We start from the raw sequence: 19,193 nt of genomic DNA, 5'->3' as shown, positions 1-19,193 counted from the left end.
GGGGTTGCAAGGGCAATTAGCCCTACCAAGGCCCTATCAAGGCTCAATGAACACCCCATCAAGGCCCTCGCACGAGAAAGTGTCTATTTAGCCATCCAGGTATGATTAAAGTACTCTGGATCAAACTAAAATTCAATCAAATAATATTCAGGTATATTATTTCCTTTTTTACAACGTTATATAACAATTAAGTTACAGTTGGAAGCCGCAAATTATTAGGAGGAGCAATAATGCCTTTAGAAATTACAGAATCAGAAAAATTTCAAATGACTACAAAGGAATTCTTGAATGAACATTCTTTTCAAGAAATCCATGAGATGCTTGATAAGTTGTATAGTGGATGGGCAGGTCATGCGGCAATTCAGGTAGAAACTGAAGAACGCCTTAAAACGCTGATATTTTTTGATGAATTAAAACAGTTCTTCGAAAAAATAGAAGAAAGCAATTAGTTATACCATTTGTAATTAAAATTAGTAAATTGGATTTATAAGCCTATTCTTATCAATAAAGATAAGAATAAATGCCTCCTAATATTGTGAGTCGAATACCTTTTAAAGTAGTGCTAAAATACATGTTTGTATGTGGCATGTTTTGCTGTCTATTTTTAGGTGCTCGTGCACAAAACAACCCTCGTAAGTTTAAAGTAATTGCATTTTATACCGCTAAAAACGATCAGGCTCATACAAGTTTTGTCCACGAAGCGAATAAATGGTTTCCAAAAAAAGCACTGGAGCATAACTTTACTTACGATTCTACCAATAACTGGGACGACCTTAATACAAACTTTCTTTCCAAATATCAGGTTGTTATTTTTTTAGATACCCGACCAGATCAGCCATCGCACCGAGAAGCATTTGAAAATTACATGAAACATGGAGGGGCATGGATGGGTTTTCACTTTTCGGCTTTTGCGCTAACTCCGTCAGACTTTCCTCAAAACTGGGACTGGTATCATAACGAGTTTCTTGGTTCCGGATCTTATGGAAGTAATACATGGCGGCCAACATCTGCAATACTTAAGGTTGAAGATAATAAGCATCAGGCAACAAAAAATTTGCCTCAAACTTTTAAGGCTAGTCCAAATGAGTGGTACAGGTGGACAAATGATTTAACCAAGAACCCTAATATTAAGATCTTGCTGTCTATTGATAGCAGCAGCTTTCCGTTAGGTACCGGCCCTAAACCTTACGAAATATGGCATAGCGGTTACTATCCTGTGGTGTGGACAAATAAGCAGTATAAAATGATTTATATGAACATGGGCCATAACGATATAGATTATGAGCATCCACCACATAACAAAGAGTTATCATTTACATTTGATAATGAAGTTCAAAATAAATTGATCATTAACAGCTTAATTTGGCTCGGCAATAAATAAGTACAACTCAAGGCGAAATATCTACGCTTCATCAACTATTTGTCTTTTCCTATTTAACAGATCAACAGCTTTGTACAGATAAGTATTAAGCAATATGTTAACAGGATGTCTTTTTGAAAATAGAGTGGGTGTCAAAATATTTGGCGATACTTCTGATTTGATTTCGTTGCACAAAACTGTGCATAAAATAAACATGGTAATAGTTGATTATGACCTAGACAATACCGATGTATCTAATTTACTGGTCGATTTTTTAGAGAATATTGAAAAAGCAATTCATAGAAATCGGGGTATGTATTATGGCTTTCAAAGCCGCTGGATAGATTTATTAATAGTTAGCAGTCTGTTACGATCGTTGTCTGAACATGCAGTAACGGATGACATGGACGAAATTAACATGCATTTGCTTGAATATATTATTGAACAGACTGCTTTATCGGTTAATAAGCAAGACTATATTGCTATTATTAATTATATAGAAAAAGGGCTTTTATGTGTTGGCATTAGGCAGTTTATTAAAGGTTTTGATGCGATTATAAATAATAAATACAGTTATGAAAAGCATTAGGTATACTTTAATTACTGGCGCCAGTTCTGGTTTAGGCAGAGAGTTTTCGGTTCAATGCGCCACCATGGGGATGAATATTATTATGATTGCCCTTCCGGGAAGTAATATGGCCTCAATTGCCCAAAACCTTGCCGCTGAATATAAAATAGCTACCAAAGTATTTGAGTTTGACATTACCGATAGCATATTGCTTATAGAAAAGATGAACCACATAACAGAAAACTTTGAGGTTGATTTTTTAATTAATAATGCTGGTATTGGTGGCACTGCATCTATAACAGAAAGTTCATTAGAAGCGATGGATAGAATTTTGCAGGTTAACATCAGGAGCATGGTTTCTATAACCCAAATGCTTTTGCCTCATTTATTAAAACACTCCCAAAGCCATATCCTTAATATCTCGAGCATGGCTGCTTTTACGCCAATAGCTTATAAAACAGTGTATCCGGCATCAAAAGCATTTATTTCTTCATTTTCTTTGGGTTTAAGAGAGGAACTTCAGGATAGTAATTTATCGGTTAGTGTGGTTTACCCGGGGCCAATTATGACAAACTCAGGCGTGTCTATACGAATAATGGGGCAGGGTGCAAGGGGGAGGATTGGTTTATTGGCAACGGCTGATATTGTTCGCATTGCACTGAAACAAACCAGGCTTAATAAGGCGGTAATTATTCCGGGTTTGTGGAACAAGATAAATCATAGGCTTATGGGCATTTTGCCTTTAGGGCTAAAACTCAGAATCGTATCAAGAGCAGTTAAAAAGGAAATAGCAATTAAATAGTTCTTTAATAATGAAAGTTTTAATAACCGGCGGAAATGGCTTTTTAGGCTCTAATGTTGCACGTGAATTGTTTAGGCGTGGTTATGAGGTTAAATTGATGATGAGGGATACGGCAGATGCAAGCGTGGTGGCCGATATTCCCTGCGAGATATATCATGGCAACATCAGTAACCAGGAGGAGGTATTAATGGCTGTAAAAGGTTGCGATTATGTGGTTCATACTGCATCTATAACTCAGCAATGGGCAGTAACTTTTAAAGAATATGAGCTGGTTAACGTTAGGGGTACCATAAACGTGGTTAATGCTTGTTTGCAACATGGTGTTAAAAAACTGATCCACATTAGTACTGCAAATACTATTGGGCCGGGCAACAGGGTTAAGCCTGCAAATGAATTGAATTCTTTTACATTGCTTCATGTAAATTCTGGTTATATAAATAGTAAATACATTGCCCAGCAGTATGTTTTGGAACAGGTTGAGCGTAAAAACCTTCAGGCAGTAATTGTAAACCCAACTTTTATGATCGGCCAGTATGATGCGAAGCCCAGTTCAGGTAAGATTATATTGCATGGCATAAATAAACGATGGTTTTTTTATCCGCCAGGGGGTAAAAACTTTGTGCACATTAATGATGTATGTACTGGGATAGCCAATGCATTGGAAGTAGGTAAAATAGGTGATTGCTATCTGTTGGCTGGCGAAAATTTATCGTATAAAGAGTTTTTTAAACTGCTGAACAGCGTGGCAGGACAAGATCCTGCAATGGTACGCATACCTCAATTCGTTTTAAAAATGATAGGAATAATGGGTACATTGGTTGGTGTATTTAGCAAAACATCTGGTAAGCTGACTTATTCTTCGGCCTATATGCTGTGTTTGTACAACTACTATTCGGGTAAAAAATCTGAGCGGGAATTATTAATAAAGTACACCCCAATAGAGAAAGCGATAGGTAGTGCATTAGCGTGGTTCAAAGAAAATAATTACTGCTAGTGCTATGTTAATTGGTTTTATAATAATGCTGATAAGGATGAATCCGGCTAAGGTTGAACAGATTTTTCAGAACAAGTATTTTAAGTATGGCTTAAGGGTATTGGTGCTTTATATTTTTAGCCTGATATTTAAATCATTTGACCTTACTTTTCCGCACGAAGTAGGCTCGTTCTTATTAAGAGGGCAGGCTTTTAGTTTGTTGTATATCATTTTTGGGTTAATTTCGTGGGAGGGCGCTGCAAGGCTCTCTAAATATATAGAAAGGAATATTTTTAATAAAAGTGTTTCTTCTAAATTACTGTTTTTGTGCGTAAGCCTTTTGCTTTACGGTTTGCTTGTAGCTTATTTGTTTGGGTTGTGCTACTCTGTATTTGATATTGTATTGTTTAAACAATACGAGGCCTGGAATCATTTTGTGGCTTTTAGCTATGATTTAATTTTTGGTACATTCCTTTTCTATCTGTTAATACTTGCATACAATGGTGTGGTTCTGTATTATAAAAACTGGAAGGAATCGCAACTGAATGCTGAAAGATTAATGCGCGAAAATATTCAGGCTAAGTACGATGTATTGAAAAGCCAGATAGACCCTCATTTTTTCTTTAACTCATTAAGTGTACTTACCAATCTGGTTTATAAAAGTCCGGATTTATCGGCCGAATATATTACCCAGCTGGCTAAAAGCTACAGGTATATACTGGATAAGAAATTCGAAAACCTGGTAACTATTAAAACAGAGCTGGAGTTTCTAGAATCGTACTCTTTTCTGATCAGGATAAGGCACCAGAGTAGTATAGAGTTTCATATAAATATTAGCGAAGAGGTGCAAGGTACCGGCATGGTGCCGCCTGCAACTTTACAAATGCTGGTAGAGAACGCTGTTAAACACAACCGGTTTTCGGCCAACGACCCTCTGCGCATTTGCATTAAAGATGAGGATGGATCGTTGGTTATAGCAAACGATTTAAGGAAACGGGCAAGTGTGCAGAATTCTATTGGTGTAGGGCTAGAAAATATTAGCAAAAGATATGAACTAACCAGCGATAAGAGAATTACGGTAACCGAAACGGCAAATACATTTACAGTACGTGTACCAATAATACATACTTATGAAGATTATAATATTTGAGGATGAAAGGCATAATGCCGAAAGGTTGATTCAGCTATTGCAAAAATGCCTGCCCCAGGTTGATGTGATAGCTATAATTGAATCTGTAGAGGACGGTGTTAAATGGTTTGATAATCAGGTTGATGCTGCGGATTTGATATTTATGGATATTCAGCTGTCGGACGGTAACTGTTTTGAATTGTTTGATAGGAGGGATGTTCAGGTTCCTGTTATTTTTACTACTGCATATGATAGTTTTGCTTTGCAGGCATTTAAGGTTTATAGTGTTGATTATTTGATGAAACCTATTGATGTAAAAGACCTTAAGCGGGCAATAGAAAAGTATGAGTATTTTAAGCTTCCGGCAAACTCCGGAGTTAATATTTCTAAAATTGCCGAGGAGTTTTCTAAACGGGAGAATACACGGTTTATAGGTAAAATTAACAACCAGCTTATTTATGTAAAGGCTAAGGATATTGCCCATATTTATTTTGCTGATGGGTTGACCTGGGCTACTACAATGACTGATCAGAAGATCCCGCTGGATTATTCTTTAGATCAGATCGAGAAATTACTTGATAAGAATTTGTTTTTCAGGATCAACAGGAAACTGATTATCCATATTGATGCGATAAAGAAAATTACTACCTATTATAACAGCAGGTTTATTCTGCAGTTATCGCCTGCTGTTGATGTTGAGGCCATTATAAGCAGAGAGCGGGTAAGTGGTTTTAAAGCCTGGCTTGAGGGGCAGGCCATTTCATCATAATTTGTTATTTATTAACCAGTAATCCCAGCAGCTTGATTTTCTTTTCTACTTCATCACTCCATTGAAGTCCAAAGCTTAACCGTAAGCAATTATCAAATTGTTGTTTTAAACTAAACATTCTACCTGGGGCAATACTTACATTCTGCTTTATTGCACGCTCATATAAGTCTAGTGTATTTACATTTTTGTTTAGCTCTACCCATAAAAAGTACCCGCCTTCAGGTCGGCTTACACGTGTGTTTTCTGGAAAATAATTAGCTATGGCACTGCTGTATTTGAGGCTGTTGTTATAAAGTATCTGGCGTGTTTTTCTTAAATGATTCTCATATCGGCCATTCTTTAAAAAGTCTGCAACAACTTCTGATGTGATTGTAGTTGATGAAAGTGCGTGACTAAATTTTAGTCTCATTACCTGTTCCTTAAACTTTCCGGGGGCAACCCAGCCTACTCTATATCCCGGAGCAAGTGTTTTAGATACGGAATTACAATAAAGAACCAGGCCGCTCTCGTCATATGTTTTGCAGGTGGTTGGGCGGTTGGCACCAAAATAAAGATCGCCATAAAGATCGTCTTCAATTAAAGGCACATTAAAGTGCTCCAGTAATTTAACTGCCTCTTTTTTATGTTCGGCAGGCATAGAAGAACCACATGGATTGTTAAAGTTGCTTACCAGCAGACAAACCTTGATTTTATTTGTGGCAAGTGCTTTTTTTAAAGCTTCAAGTTCTATACCTGTAGTTGCATTTGTTGGAAGTTCCAGAACATTTAGTCCCATAGTTTGGGTAAGCTGAAGGATGCCAAAATAAGCGGGGCTTTCAATTGCTATCGTATCTCCGGGTTTAGTTGTGGCCAGTAGGCAATAAGCAACGGCATTCATGCAGCCGGCAGTAGTTATAATATCTGTACTGTTCAGATCGCCACCCCACGAAAGAGACCATTTGGCAACCTCACGTCTGAGTTTGTCATTTCCCTGAACCTGATCGTAAGATGTTCCGCTGCCATCAAGCGTTCTCATGGCTTGTATCATCCCCTTATTTAATTTTGCAATAGGCAAGAGGCTTTTATGAGGCACACCTAAAGAGAGCAGTGTTATTTTTGGATTTGCACTATCCTGATGGACACGGGCAATAAGATCGTCCTGACTATGAAGTGCCGCGCCCGCAGAGGGGTTGCTTGTTTCGGGTACAGCTAAACGTTTTTTAGGAAGCACGCTAACATAATACCCCGATCTTGGCCTTGTTTCAATAAGTGACCTGCTTTCCAATTCATAGTAGGCTTGTGTAACGGTACTCATGTTATGGCCTAATTCCCTGCATAGCATTCTTACAGATGGGAGTTTGTCGCCGGCTTTTAACACCTCGTTCATGATTTGCTTTTCAATACGGGCAGCTATCTGAAGGTATAAGTATGGTTCTGATTTGGAGGCTTGCTTTAATTCCATAGTTAAAACTGTATTGGTCAAATTTAATAAAATTGTATCTGTGTTGGTGTAATTATATTGTAGAATTTTGTGTTATTATTTTAATAGTACTGATATGACCATTTTACATAGCACACAGGAAGACTTAGATTCTATTTTTAAAATTTATGATGATGCTACTGAGTATCAAAAAAAACAGACCATTAATTATTGGAAAGGTTTTGAAAGATCGCTTGTTAAGAAAGAGATTGACGAAAAGAGGCAGTACAAGATTATGGCAGATGATGAGATAGCCTGTGTTTTTGTGATCAACTATGATGATCCGCTAATTTGGAAAGAAAGAAATGCAGATCCATCTATTTATATTCATCGTATAGCAACTAACCCGGCATTTAGAGGTAGTTCTTTTGTAAAACAAATTGTAGAATGGGCTAAAGGCCATGCTAAAGAAACTGGCAAGGAGTTTATAAGGATGGACACTACCAGTGGTAACGATAAGCTGAACAACTACTATTTTAACTGTGGGTTTGCAGATAAAGGAATTGCACAGATAGGGTTTGATGAGGAGCTACCTGTACATTACAGAGGCGGTAGCGTTAACCTGTTCGAGATAAAATTGTAAATCTAAATATATGGACATGAAGAAAATAGAGTTTTATCAGATTGATGCATTTACTGACCAGCTTTTTGGTGGTAATCCGGCATGTGTAGTTCTGCTTGATGAGTGGTTGTCTGATGGTCTGCTTTTAAAGATTGCTATGGAAAATGCCGTTCCTGAAACTGCTTTTTTTGTGGCGGATGGTGAGGCTTTTCATTTAAGATGGTTTACTCCAGATCATGAGATGGATTTGTGTGGCCATGCAACATTGGCTACTGCCCATGTTTTAAAAACGATTCTGAATTATCAGGGTGATAAGATTATTTTCAATTCTAAAAGTGGATTATTAGAGGTTACAGTAGCTGATGAGCAATACACTTTAAATTTTCCATCGAGAAATCCTGAGCCGGCAGAGTTGCCAGAAATCATTTCCAGGTCTTTAAAGAAACAACCAAAGGAGGTGCTAAAGTCAAGAGACTATGTGCTGGTTTATGATGATGAGCAAGATATAAGGGACTTGGTACCTGACAGAGAAGTTCTGAATCAGATAAATCTTGATCCGGGAGGTATAATTATTACAGCAAAAGGTGATAAGGTTGACTTTGTATCCCGTTTCTTTGTTCCCCAGGCAAGTATATTTGAGGATCCGGTAACAGGGTCGGCGCATTGTTCATTGATTCCGTATTGGGCAGAAAAACTGGGTAAGACGGAGATGAGTGCCTTGCAATTGTCGGACAGGCTAGGTAAACTTCAGTGTGTTAGTTTAGGTGACAGGGTGCTGATCAGTGGAACGGCCAGAACCTACGCTGCAGGTTTTTTCTTTATAGATTAACCCAGTTATTCATTAACTTTACGGCATAACTAACTAATTATTTTATCATGAAGAAAACAGTATATCTGCTGTTGTGTGCAATGGTATTTTCCTTTGTAAACACTGTTAAAGCAGATGAAGGGATGTGGATCCCGATGCTGATAGGTAAAAACTATGAGCAAATGAAGAAACAGGGCTTTAAATTGACTGCAAAAGACCTGTATAATGCAAATGGATCGAGTTTAAAGGATGCTATTGTTCATTTTGGTGGATTCTGTACAGGCGAGATCGTATCTGATAAAGGTTTGATCTTTACGAATCATCATTGTGGCTATGATGCTATTGCTTCAAATTCAACTGCTCAGAACAATATTCTTGATAACGGTTTTTACGCTAAAAATTACGGCGAAGAAAAGCCAATTGACGGATTGTTTGTGCGTTTTCTTCAAAGAATGGAAGATGTAACGGCTCAGGTTAATGAAGCAACTAAAGGTTTAAAAGGTGCTGAGAAAGCCTCAAAAATGCTTGAGGTGTTTAATACCATTTCGAAAGCGGCTGTTACCGGCCCAACAATAGAGGCTAATGTAAAGGATTTTTATAAATCTAATCAGTTTATACTTTTTGTTTACGAACGTTTTGATGATATCCGTTTGGTTGGTGCTCCGCCACAAAATATTGGTAAATATGGTGGCGATACAGATAACTGGGAATGGCCTCGCCAAACCGGTGATTTTTCTGTTTTCAGAGTTTATGCTGCTAAAAACAATGCGCCTGCAAAGTATGCTGCTGACAACGTTCCTTATAAACCAAAGAAATTCCTGCCTGTATCTATTAAAGGTGTTAAAAATGGTGATTTTTCGATTGTTTATGGATACCCTGGCCGTACGGATAGGTATTTAACATCGTACGGAGTTGATCTGGCTACCGAAAAAGTAAGTCCTACTATTGTTAAGCTTCGTGATATTCGCTTAAAAGCATGGAAAGCGGAGATGGATAAAAGTGTTGAAACACGCTTAAAGCTGTCGTCTAAATATGCTAATATTGCTAACTACTGGAAATATTATATTGGCCAAACTGAGCAATTAAAGCGCTTAAAAGTTGCCGAATCTAAAAGAAAAGACGAAAAAGCATTTACGGAATGGGCTGCTCAGAAAACTGAATTTGCAGGTTTAATGGAGCAATATGACCAGATTTACAAAAGTATTGATCCGATTTCTGTTCAGCGTACTTATATTAATGAAGGTTTCTTAGCATCGGCATGGGTGCCAAATGCCATTTCAATTGGCCGTGCGTGGAATGCAATGGATCAGAAGAAAGGTGATGATGCTTTTGCTGCACAGGTAAAAGGTGGTGTTGATAAAACTCTTGCTACTTATCAGGAAACATATAATGAAACTGCAGACAAGAAGATTTTTGCGCAAATTCTTGCCTCTTTTTACAATGACGTTCCGGTAAAATCACAGCCTAAGTTCTTTAGTGAAATTGCAGAAAAGTATTGGACAGGAAATCCTGAAGCTACTTTCCAGAAGTATGCAGATTACCTTTGGGAGAACAGTAATTTTATTAAACCGGAGAAGTTAAAGATGTTTATGGCTTCTAATCCTTCTCTTGATGCCATTAAAAATGATCCCGGATATAAGTATGCGGTAAACCTTTATCCGGCAGATTATGTTAAGACTAACTTTGGTTCTGTAGTTGCCGATTTTGAAAGCAAAAAAGAAGAATTGGATAACTTGTACCTTAAAGCAATTCTGGAGAAGAATGCAGGGAAAATAATGTATCCTGATGCAAATTCAACAATGCGACTGAGTTATGGTAATGTGCAGGATTACTCTCCAAAAGATGGTATTGTATATAAAACTACAACTACCATTGATGGGGTGATGCAAAAGTATATTCCAGGCGATAGTGAGTTTGACTTGCCGGCTAACCTGATAGAGAACTATAATAAAAAGAACTTTGGCCAATATGGTAATGACGGAACTTTAACAGTTGGTTTTATTACCAATAATGACATTACCGGAGGCAACTCAGGTTCGCCTGTTATTAATGGTAAAGGTGAACTGATCGGTTTGGCTTTTGATGGTAACTGGGAAGCAATGAGTGGTGATATTGCTTTTGATAAGCAGTTTAAACGTACGATATGTGTGGATGTGCGATATGTTTTATGGTGTATTGATGTGCTTGGTGGTGCTAAGAACTTGATTGATGAATTGGAGTTGAGAAAATAAAAGGAAAAAATGATACACTCTTTTCATCCTCGAATCTTTGCTGAAGGGCAAACATTCGCATGTCTTCAAAGAGGAATCATTTTTTCTGGGAAAAGGGAGAGGATGGAGCAGATTTTCAGGGAAAGAGGAGAGGATGGAGCAGAAATAGCTTAATATATAATTTTTAGAAAAGGGCCGGTTTGCATTTGCAGACCGGTTTTTTTATAGCGGTTTATTGGTTTGCTATAAGGGTTTAGTAACGTAAATAATGCTGTTTTTTATGGAATGTGTTTTATATCTTTAGCATTGCACACATTGTGAAAACTTAAGAACCAAATTTATAACTAATCAGTATTATGTCCTTAATCTTTAATAGAACAATTACGTCCAAATTTAAGGTGGCCTTTTCAGCAGCTTTACTTTTTGGTCAGGGTATTGCTATGGCCCAAACAAACCAATATGAGGGAACTGGTAACCTAAAATATGTAGATCCGATAATTGGGAACGTAGGTCAGCTTTTGGAACCTACCAGACCAACTGTACAACTTCCTAATCAAATGATAAGGATGTTTGCTCAAAGACCTGATTACATGTCTGATCAGATTTCCAGCTTTCCATTAAATGTGGTTTCGCACAGAATGGGGCAGGTTTTTGCAATTAAACCGACAGTAAAGTCTATTGAAGGAAATGATTGGGGTAAAAAAATGACGTATGATCATGATTTGGAGATCAACCGCCCATGGTATTATACTACCTGGCTGATTGACGAAGAAGTAAAAGTTGAGTTTACTCCGGGAAAAAAAACGGGTATATTCAGATTTGAATTTCCTGCGAATAGTGAAAAAGGTTTATTGCTTAGCACATATAATGGTGGCGACCACGAGTATAAGTCAATTTCGAAGAAAGAAATAAGTGGCATAGAAACTTACAGTGGAAATATTAAGGTGTACATGTATGGTGCTTTTAATACAGATGTTGTACTGGGTGGTTTGAAAGATGGTAAAGCAGTAGCAGCTAATTCAGTAAATGAAAAAGAATTAAAAGCGTGGGTTAGTTTTCCGAAAAATACCCCCAAAGCTATTGAGTTTAAATACGCGATTTCTTATATCAGCGCTGAGCAGGCCAAAAAGAATTTCGACAATGAGTTGAAAAACTCAACATTTGAGCAGCAGGTTAAAAAAGGGGAAGAAGCTTGGTCGAAGGTGATTAACCAGATTAAAACAGTAGGTGGTACAGAAGCTCAAAAACGTTCATTTTATACTGCTTTATATCGCTGTTATGAGCGTATGGTTGATATTACCGAAGATGGTCAGTATTATAGTGGTTACGACAAACAGATTCATAAAACCACACGTCCGTTTTATGTAGATGATTGGTCGTGGGATACTTATCTTGCTCACCACCCACTTCGTACAATCCTTAATCCTGAACAGGAAGGTGACATGATGAACTCTTACGTAAACATGTATACTCAAAGCGGATGGGTACCTACATTTCCGTTGTTATTTGGTGATAATCCATGCATGAATGGATTTCACTCATCAATTACCTTTCTTGATGCGTACCGTAAAGGAATTAGAAGTTTTGATGTTAAAAAGGCCTATGAGGGAATGCTTAAAAATGCAAATGAAGCCACAATGCTGCCTTGGAAAAATGGCCCTAAAGGAGAGTTGGAAGACTTCTATTATGCAAAGGGATATTTTCCATCTCTAAAAAAGGATGAAAAGGAAACTGTTGCAGAAGTACATAGCTGGGAAAAGCGCCAGGCGGTAGCGGTTACCTTAGGGCACAGCTATGATGACTGGGCTGTTGCCCAAATGGCGAAAGAGCTTGGGAACGACCAGGATTATACCAAATTTATTGCAAGAAGTAATAACTATAAGAACTTATGGGATAGTAAAACTCAAATGTTCTTGCCAAAAGATAAAGATGGTAATTGGGTAGATATTGATCCTAAATTTGATGGTGGCATGGGCGGCAGAGACTATTATGATGAGAATAATGGCTGGACTTATTTGTGGCAGGTGCAACAGGATGTGAAAGGCCTTATAGGATTGTTTGGTAGTGAAAAAAGCTTTGAAAATAAGTTAGACCAGCTTTATAGAGAGCCGCTTGGCAGAAGTAAATATGAAAATTGGGCTAAGTTTCCGGATGCAACAGGTATGGTTGGTCAGTTCTCTATGGGTAATGAGCCTAGTTTCCATATTCCTTATTTGTTTAACTATACGGCTTCGCCTTGGAAAACTCAAAAACACATCAGATTCCTTTTAGATACCTGGTTTAAAGATAATGTATTCGGCATTCCGGGTGATGAAGATGGTGGTGGTATGACCGCTTTTGTTGTATTTTCTTCAATGGGCTTTTATCCTGTTACTCCAGGTATTCCGGTATATACAATAGGAAGTCCGGTGTTTCAGAATGTTACCATAGATCTTCCAAGTGGAAAGAAATTTCAACTGATTGCCAATAACTGTTCGGTTGTAAATAAATACATTCAAAGTGCTAAGTTCAATGGACAGGTGTTAAATACCCCATGGTTTACCCATGAGCAATTAGTTGCAGGTGGTAAACTGGAACTTGAAATGGGTGCTAAACCTAATAAAACCTGGGGAGTATCAAAGTAAGTAAGAAACCGTCTATACAAAAATGAATTAACCATTTATAACTAAATTATGAGCGATTTAAAAGTTAAAGTGCCACTTACTGAGAAGAAATTTGTGGTAACCATGATATTTGTAACCTCCCTTTTTATGTTCTGGGGAATTGCAATTACAATGGCCGATGTGCTGAATAAACATTTTCAGCAAACTATGAGTCTGTCGAAGTTTCAATCGGCGTTTGTGCAATTTGCAGTTTTTGGAGCATATGCGGTGATGGGGATACCGGCGGGATTATTTATGAAGCGTTTTGGGTATAAAAATGGGGTGCTTTTAGGGTTATCTCTTTTTGCTGCGGGTGCTTTTTTGTTTATTCCGGCTGCTAATATATCATCGTTTGCCTTTTTTGGAATTGCATTATTTATTGTTGGATGCGGTTTATCAACCTTAGAAACGGTTGCCCACCCATTTGTTGCCTCGCTGGGAGATCAGCGTACGAGTGATCTTCGTATCAATTTCGCGCAGACCTTTAATGCGGTGGGTACCATGATTGGTCCTGTTATGGGAGGGTTTTTTCTGCTTTCAAATAATGTTGAAGGAAGTACAGATCTTACCTCGGTTAAGTTATTATATGCTGTAATAGGAACTGTTATTTTGCTTGTTGCGATATCTTTCTCTTTTGTTAAAGTTCCTGCTTTAGTGGATCCGCATGTAACTTCTTCGGCAGATGCCGATGCTGTAAATGTTGATTTTGAACCAGGTAAAAAATTGTTTGCGCACAAGCATTTTGTGTGGGCAGTTGCTGCTCAATTTTTTAATGTAGCTGCACAGGCGGGTACATGGGCATTCTTTATAAACTATACTCATGAAATAGCCGGTTTTAGTGCTTCTAAAGCATCGTACATTATGGGTGCCTTTTTTATGGGTATGATGCTTGTTGGACGTATTCTTGGAACTTTCTTAATGCGGTTTATAGCGCCGAACAAGTTGTTGGCTGCATTTGCAGTAGGTAATATTGTTATGTGTATTATTGTTGCCCAGGGGCTTGGTATGGTTTCGTTTGGTGCCTTGCTTATGATAAACTTTTTCTTTAGTATTATGTTCCCAACTATTTTTAGTCTTGGACTTAAAAATTTGGGCTCGCATACGCAGCAGGCTTCTTCATTTATTTCAATGGGGGTTGTTGGTGGTGCATTTTTCCCTTTTATAATGGGGGCAGTTGCTGACAGAGCAGGAGTTGCAAATGCTTATTATGCGCCAATAATCTGCTATATTGTGATCTTTATGTTTGCTTATAAGTTCTATAAGGTAAAACACTAGAAAATAACTTTAACCAAATGAATAGTATGAAAATAATTTCAAAAAGATGGCTGATTGTTCCGGCTATTTTACTTTCGGTTCAATTTGCTCAGGCGCAGGATTGGGCGAATCTAAAAAGATATCAGGAAGAGAATTCAAAGCTTAGTGCACCTTCAGGTAATGAAAACAGGGTTGTTTTTATGGGTAACTCGATTACTGAAGGATGGAAGAATAATCACCCTGAGTTTTTTAGCAGTAAGCCCTACGTTTGTCGTGGGATTAGTGGGCAGACTACTCCGCAAATGCTTATCAGGTTTCATCAGGACGTAGTAGCATTAAAACCTAAAGTAGTGGTAATGCTCTGCGGAATCAATGACATTGCTGGTAATACTGGTCCATCGACCCTGGAGATGATTGAAGATAACATCATGGCAATGACTGAGATTGCTCGGGCAAATAAAATTAAGGTAGTTCTTTCATCTGTTTTACCTGCTTTTGCATTTCCATGGAAACCAGGAGTGGAGCCTGCTGATAAAGTAATTGAGCTAAACAAGTGGATTAAATCTTATGCTGAAGAAAATAAACTTATTTATGTAGATTATTTCTCAGCTATGAAAGATGAAAGAAATGGCTTACCGAAAAGTCTGGCAGAAGATGGTATTCATCCTAATAAAGCGGGTTATGCTATTATGGAGCCCCTTGTGGATCAGGCTATAGCAAAAGCGCTAAAGCAAAAGAAATAGGAGTAAGTAATCAACAAAAAAGCTGGAATAAACTATACTCGCATGTATAATTTATTCCAGCTTTTTTGTTGAAAGAGTGTTTTTATATGTTAGTTATAAACAAACTCGCCGTTTTCTGAAACAATTGTTACTTGTTTTTGGGTTGAACCCTCAACGCGACCAATAATCTGGGCATCAATATTAAAGCTTTTAGAAATGGCAATGATACCTTCAGCTATTTCGGCTGGAACATACAATTCCATACGGTGACCCATATTAAATACTTTATACATTTCTTTCCAATCTGTGCCTGATTGTTCCTGTATTAAACGGAACAGGGGAGGAATTGGAAATAAGTTATCTTTAATGATATGAACATTATTGTTTACAAAGTGAAGTACTTTGGTTTGTGCACCACCACTGCAATGAACAATGCCATGAATTTGAGACCTGTGTCCTTCTAATACCTTTTTAATTACAGGAGCATAAGTACGCGTAGGTGATAATACTAATTTACCTGCTGTTACTTCTGTTTGTTCATCAATTTTAACCGGATCAGTTAGTTTCTTCCCACCAGAGAATACCAGGTCAAAAGGAACTGCAGGGTCAAAACTTTCAGGATAGTTAGTAGCTACAGATTTATCAAATACGTCATGACGGGCTGAAGTAAGTCCATTTGATCCCATACCTCCATTATATTCAGTTTCGTAGCTGGCTTGCCCATAAGATGATAGACCTACAATTACATCACCTGCCTGTATTTTATCATTGCTGATAATCTTTTCGCGCTCAATACGGCATGTTACGGTTGAATCGACAATAATTGTACGTACCAGGTCGCCAACATCTGCAGTTTCACCCCCGGTTGAGTAAATAGAGATGCCCTGAGATCTAAGCTCAGCTAAAATCTCTTCAGTGCCATTAATGATGGCAGCAATTACTTCTCCAGGAATGAGGTTTTTGTTACGGCCAATTGTTGATGATAATAAAATATTATCGGTAGCTCCTACACAGATCAGATCATCAATATTCATAATGATGGCATCCTGTGCAATTCCTTTCCAAACAGAAATATCACCGGTTTCTTTCCAGTAAACATAAGCTAATGAAGACTTTGTGCCTGCACCATCCGCATGCATTATATTGCAAAAGGCCTCATCATTACCTAAAATATCAGGGATGATTTTGCAGAAAGCCTGCGGAAAAATACCTTTATCTATGTTTTTGATGGCTTGGTGCACATCTTCTTTCGAGGCAGAAACGCCACGTTGGTTGTACCTGTTATCACTCATGTTATTGCAAAGATAGGGAAACCCCTTAATGTTAAAACGTTAATGTAGAAAAAAAACACACTAACTGATAAAAAAATAACCCCTACTAATTAAAGCAGAGGTTATAAAACTAAAAAATAGTTGGTTATTAGGGGGTTGGTTTATTTTATAAACAATAATTCCCTGAACTTAGGTAGAGGCCATACGCTGTCATCTACAATTTGTTCTAATTTATCTGTATGGTAACGGATAGTATCGAAGTAAGATTTCACTTTCTCATCGTAGCTGATTGCTTTTTCACGTGAATCTTCAATTGCATTTACTTTTTTACGTTGCTCAAGCATTGCGTCGATGCTGGTTTTAACGATATTTAAGTGCTCAGATACTTTGTTGATAATTGCAAGTGGAGTTGCTAATGCATCGCCAGATAAGCCAAGTTCTTTTAATCCTTTAGCATTTTCAATTAGTGAATTCTGGTAAGCAATAGTAGCAGGAATAATCATGCTGTTTGTTACTTCGCCCATTACCCTTGCTTCGATTTGAAGTTTTTTGTAATAGCTTTCTAACAAGATCTCGTGACGTGCATGTAATTCACGCTCGCTAAAGATGTTGTTTTTAGTAAATAATTCAGTAGATTTTTCACTTACATAAGCATCTAAAGCAACCGGAGTAGTTTTGATGTTTGATAAACCGCGTTTAGCAGCTTCTTCAGCCCACTCATCGCTGTAACCATTTCCTTCAAAACGGATATCTTTTGATTCTTTGATGTATTTTTTAAGGATAGTTAATAATGCAACATCTTTTTTCTCTCCTTTTTTGATCAGTTTATCAACTTCAACTTTGAATTTAGCTAATTGATCGGCTACGATTGTATTTAAAACAGTCATGGGAGCAGAAGAGTTAGCAGATGAACCAACAGCTCTTAACTCAAATTTATTACCTGTAAAAGCAAAAGGAGAAGTACGGTTACGGTCGGTGTTATCTAATAAGATCTGAGGAATCTTAGGGATACCTAACCATAAAGAATCTTCATTTTTAACTTTTTTAATGATGCTTCTTGATGATTCGATCTCGTCTAATACTTCAGCTAATTGAGAACCAAGGAAGATAGAGATGATAGCAGGAGGAGCTTCGTTAGCACCTAAACGGTGATCGTTACTTACTGAAGCAATACTTGCTCTTAATAAATCTGCATGCTCATGAACAGCTTTAATGGTATTAACAAAGAATGTTAAGAACATTAAGTTGTTTTTTGGAGTTTTTCCTGGAGATAATAAGTTTTTGCCAGTGTCAGTAATTAATGACCAGTTGTTGTGTTTACCTGATCCATTGATACCAGCATATGGTTTTTCATGTAAAAGAACTTTAAAGTTATGTCTTAAAGCTACTTTTTCCATTAAGTCCATTAACAATTGGTTATGATCAATTGCAAGGTTGATTTCTTCATAAATAGGAGCACACTCGAATTGAGATGGAGCAACCTCATTATGACGGGTTTTCAAAGGAATGCCTAATTTTAAAGCTTCATTTTCGAAATCAACCATGTAAGTGAATACACGCTCAGGAATAGATCCGAAATAGTGATCTTCTAATTGTTGTCCTTTTGCTGACATGTGACCAAATAAGGCACGGCCAGTTAATGCTAAATCCGGACGAGCATTATATAATGCAAGGTCAACAAGGAAATATTCTTGTTCAATACCTAAAGATGCATTTACTTTAGTGATGCTTTTATCGAAATATTGACAAACATCAACAGCAGCCTTATCCATAGCAGCAAGTGCTTTTAATAAAGGTGCTTTATAATCTAATGCTTCGCCAGTATAAGAAACAAATACAGTTGGAATACAAAGTGTTTTACCAGCTTTGCTTTCCATAATGAAAGCCGGAGAAGAAGGATCCCATGCAGTATATCCACGTGCTTCGAAAGTATTACGGATACCGCCATTTGGGAAGCTTGATGCATCTGGTTCTTGTTGAACTAATGCACTTCCAGCAAATTTTTCAATTGCTCCGTCACCACTTGGCTCAAAAAATGAATCATGTTTTTCAGCTGTAGTACCAGTTAAAGGTTGGAACCAGTGGGTGTAGTGAGTAGCACCTTTTGCCATTGCCCAGATTTTCATAGCTGTAGCAATGTGGTTCGCGTCTTCGTGATTAATTAATTCACCATGTTCGATGGATGAAACAAGTTTCTCATAGACCTCTTTTGACAAGAAATCTTTCATTTTTCTCTTGTCAAAAACATTAACGCCATAAAAATCAGAAATTTTAGTCGAAGGTGACTTTACCTCTGTTGAAACTCTTGTCTGCGCTTCTTTTAATGCAATTGTTCTTAGGCTTTTCATTTATTTGTTTAAAATTTTACCAAAAATAGGATTATTAATTAATATTTTCTATCAAATTGTTTGTAAAAATACAAATGTTAGCAAAATTTGACACAAAAATTCGGCTTTTTTGATGAAAATCAGTTTTTGATACGAAAAATAAGTTAAAGAGGTGCTTGGTTTGTTGGAAGGTTAAGTTGGCCTCTTGAAGGGTAAATATACTGTTTGTTCGATTGTTTTTATATTTTTTGAAGTATTTTTTTCTTTTTTTAGGTCTTTTTAATAAATATTTCATTGCTTTTTAATGTAAAAGCAATGAAAATCTGTAAAACGTTAG

General features: G+C 37.3%; 16 protein-coding genes. 13 read left to right on the top strand and 3 right to left on the bottom strand.

Features of this window, described 5'->3' with window-relative positions; genetic code table 11:
* Positions 1 to 266 precede the first annotated feature (266 nt).
* The 7 genes from CPT03_RS11020 (at position 267) to CPT03_RS10990 (ending at position 5,601) form a co-directional block, all read left to right on the top strand.
* Positions 267 to 449, top strand: coding sequence for a hypothetical protein (locus tag CPT03_RS11020; protein WP_157766413.1), 183 nt, complete (start codon positions 267 to 269; stop codon positions 447 to 449).
* Positions 450 to 520: 71 nt separating this feature from the next.
* Positions 521 to 1,381: a ThuA domain-containing protein gene (locus CPT03_RS11015; protein ID WP_216641640.1), complete on the top strand. Its 861-nt coding sequence runs from the start codon at positions 521 to 523 to the stop codon at positions 1,379 to 1,381.
* A 94-nt stretch (positions 1,382 to 1,475) separates the two neighbouring features.
* Entirely contained in the window at positions 1,476 to 1,949 is a 474-nt protein-coding gene (locus CPT03_RS11010) for a DUF6904 family protein (RefSeq protein WP_099438908.1), read from the top strand.
* Positions 1,936 to 2,730, top strand: a complete 795-nt coding sequence (locus CPT03_RS11005) for an SDR family NAD(P)-dependent oxidoreductase (RefSeq protein ID WP_099438907.1) — start codon at positions 1,936 to 1,938, stop codon at positions 2,728 to 2,730. The genes CPT03_RS11010 and CPT03_RS11005 overlap by 14 nt, the downstream gene beginning before the upstream one ends.
* A gap of 10 nt (positions 2,731 to 2,740) precedes the next feature.
* Positions 2,741 to 3,724 (top strand): NAD-dependent epimerase/dehydratase family protein, encoded by a 984-nt coding sequence (locus tag CPT03_RS11000; RefSeq protein ID WP_099438906.1) that lies wholly within the window; start codon positions 2,741 to 2,743, stop codon positions 3,722 to 3,724.
* Between the two features lie 25 nt (positions 3,725 to 3,749).
* The gene (locus CPT03_RS10995; RefSeq protein WP_245870027.1) at positions 3,750 to 4,853 is read left to right on the top strand and encodes a sensor histidine kinase; all 1,104 of its coding nucleotides are present in this window, start codon (positions 3,750 to 3,752) and stop codon (positions 4,851 to 4,853) included.
* A complete protein-coding gene (locus CPT03_RS10990) occupies positions 4,834 to 5,601 on the top strand; it encodes a LytR/AlgR family response regulator transcription factor (protein WP_099438904.1) in 768 nt (255 codons plus the stop codon). The genes CPT03_RS10995 and CPT03_RS10990 overlap by 20 nt, the downstream gene beginning before the upstream one ends.
* Positions 5,602 to 5,605: 4 nt before the next feature.
* Here the strand turns inward: CPT03_RS10990 and CPT03_RS10985 are convergent, their stop codons facing one another.
* Positions 5,606 to 7,042, bottom strand: coding sequence for a PLP-dependent aminotransferase family protein (locus tag CPT03_RS10985; RefSeq protein ID WP_099438903.1), 1,437 nt, complete (start codon positions 7,040 to 7,042; stop codon positions 5,606 to 5,608).
* Between the two features lie 94 nt (positions 7,043 to 7,136).
* On the opposite strand from CPT03_RS10985, the gene CPT03_RS10980 reads away from it, so the two are divergent.
* The 6 genes from CPT03_RS10980 (at position 7,137) to CPT03_RS10955 (ending at position 15,279) form a co-directional block, all read left to right on the top strand.
* Positions 7,137 to 7,643 carry a GNAT family N-acetyltransferase gene (locus CPT03_RS10980; protein WP_099438902.1) on the top strand — a complete coding sequence of 169 codons (507 nt, stop codon included), beginning with the start codon at positions 7,137 to 7,139 and terminating at the stop codon, positions 7,641 to 7,643.
* A gap of 16 nt (positions 7,644 to 7,659) precedes the next feature.
* Positions 7,660 to 8,451 carry a PhzF family phenazine biosynthesis protein gene (locus tag CPT03_RS10975; protein ID WP_099438901.1) on the top strand — a complete coding sequence of 264 codons (792 nt, stop codon included), beginning with the start codon at positions 7,660 to 7,662 and terminating at the stop codon, positions 8,449 to 8,451.
* 47 nt (positions 8,452 to 8,498) lie between these two features.
* Positions 8,499 to 10,661 (top strand): S46 family peptidase, encoded by a 2,163-nt coding sequence (locus CPT03_RS10970; RefSeq protein ID WP_172954167.1) that lies wholly within the window; start codon positions 8,499 to 8,501, stop codon positions 10,659 to 10,661.
* Between the two features lie 335 nt (positions 10,662 to 10,996).
* Complete coding sequence (locus tag CPT03_RS10965; RefSeq protein WP_099438899.1) at positions 10,997 to 13,264, top strand: GH92 family glycosyl hydrolase; 2,268 nt, start codon at positions 10,997 to 10,999, stop codon at positions 13,262 to 13,264.
* Positions 13,265 to 13,312: 48 nt separating this feature from the next.
* Positions 13,313 to 14,557 carry an L-fucose:H+ symporter permease gene (gene fucP, locus CPT03_RS10960; protein WP_099438898.1) on the top strand — a complete coding sequence of 415 codons (1,245 nt, stop codon included), beginning with the start codon at positions 13,313 to 13,315 and terminating at the stop codon, positions 14,555 to 14,557.
* A 26-nt stretch (positions 14,558 to 14,583) separates the two neighbouring features.
* Positions 14,584 to 15,279: an SGNH/GDSL hydrolase family protein gene (locus CPT03_RS10955; protein ID WP_216641637.1), complete on the top strand. Its 696-nt coding sequence runs from the start codon at positions 14,584 to 14,586 to the stop codon at positions 15,277 to 15,279.
* Positions 15,280 to 15,368: 89 nt separating this feature from the next.
* Here CPT03_RS10955 and CPT03_RS10950 read toward each other — a convergent pair whose 3' ends face one another.
* Positions 15,369 to 16,550 (bottom strand): AIR synthase related protein, encoded by a 1,182-nt coding sequence (locus tag CPT03_RS10950; protein WP_099438896.1) that lies wholly within the window; start codon positions 16,548 to 16,550, stop codon positions 15,369 to 15,371.
* Between the two features lie 140 nt (positions 16,551 to 16,690).
* Positions 16,691 to 18,877 carry a glutamine synthetase III gene (locus tag CPT03_RS10945; protein WP_099438895.1) on the bottom strand — a complete coding sequence of 729 codons (2,187 nt, stop codon included), beginning with the start codon at positions 18,875 to 18,877 and terminating at the stop codon, positions 16,691 to 16,693.
* Between the last annotated feature and the right edge of the window lie 316 nt (positions 18,878 to 19,193).

This window comes from Pedobacter ginsengisoli (genome assembly GCF_002736205.1).
GTDB lineage: Bacteria > Bacteroidota > Bacteroidia > Sphingobacteriales > Sphingobacteriaceae > Pedobacter > Pedobacter ginsengisoli_A.
Note: the sequence above shows the minus strand (reverse complement) of the source record. Positions and strands in the feature narration are given on the sequence as shown.

What these genes read in the sequence shown, in the direction of transcription:
- CPT03_RS11020 (WP_157766413.1), top strand. Translation starts at nt 267, where the DNA reads ATGACTACAAAGGAATTCTTGAATGAACATTCTTTTCAAGAAATCCAT.
- CPT03_RS11015 (WP_216641640.1), top strand. Translation starts at nt 521, where the DNA reads ATGCCTCCTAATATTGTGAGTCGAATACCTTTTAAAGTAGTGCTAAAA.
- CPT03_RS11010 (WP_099438908.1), top strand. Translation starts at nt 1,476, where the DNA reads ATGTTAACAGGATGTCTTTTTGAAAATAGAGTGGGTGTCAAAATATTT.
- CPT03_RS11005 (WP_099438907.1), top strand. Translation starts at nt 1,936, where the DNA reads ATGAAAAGCATTAGGTATACTTTAATTACTGGCGCCAGTTCTGGTTTA.
- CPT03_RS11000 (WP_099438906.1), top strand. Translation starts at nt 2,741, where the DNA reads ATGAAAGTTTTAATAACCGGCGGAAATGGCTTTTTAGGCTCTAATGTT.
- CPT03_RS10995 (WP_245870027.1), top strand. Translation starts at nt 3,750, where the DNA reads ATGCTGATAAGGATGAATCCGGCTAAGGTTGAACAGATTTTTCAGAAC.
- CPT03_RS10990 (WP_099438904.1), top strand. Translation starts at nt 4,834, where the DNA reads ATGAAGATTATAATATTTGAGGATGAAAGGCATAATGCCGAAAGGTTG.
- CPT03_RS10985 (WP_099438903.1), bottom strand. Translation starts at nt 7,042, where the DNA reads ATGGAATTAAAGCAAGCCTCCAAATCAGAACCATACTTATACCTTCAG.
- CPT03_RS10980 (WP_099438902.1), top strand. Translation starts at nt 7,137, where the DNA reads ATGACCATTTTACATAGCACACAGGAAGACTTAGATTCTATTTTTAAA.
- CPT03_RS10975 (WP_099438901.1), top strand. Translation starts at nt 7,660, where the DNA reads ATGAAGAAAATAGAGTTTTATCAGATTGATGCATTTACTGACCAGCTT.
- CPT03_RS10970 (WP_172954167.1), top strand. Translation starts at nt 8,499, where the DNA reads ATGAAGAAAACAGTATATCTGCTGTTGTGTGCAATGGTATTTTCCTTT.
- CPT03_RS10965 (WP_099438899.1), top strand. Translation starts at nt 10,997, where the DNA reads ATGTCCTTAATCTTTAATAGAACAATTACGTCCAAATTTAAGGTGGCC.
- fucP (WP_099438898.1), top strand. Translation starts at nt 13,313, where the DNA reads ATGAGCGATTTAAAAGTTAAAGTGCCACTTACTGAGAAGAAATTTGTG.
- CPT03_RS10955 (WP_216641637.1), top strand. Translation starts at nt 14,584, where the DNA reads ATGAAAATAATTTCAAAAAGATGGCTGATTGTTCCGGCTATTTTACTT.
- CPT03_RS10950 (WP_099438896.1), bottom strand. Translation starts at nt 16,550, where the DNA reads ATGAGTGATAACAGGTACAACCAACGTGGCGTTTCTGCCTCGAAAGAA.
- CPT03_RS10945 (WP_099438895.1), bottom strand. Translation starts at nt 18,877, where the DNA reads ATGAAAAGCCTAAGAACAATTGCATTAAAAGAAGCGCAGACAAGAGTT.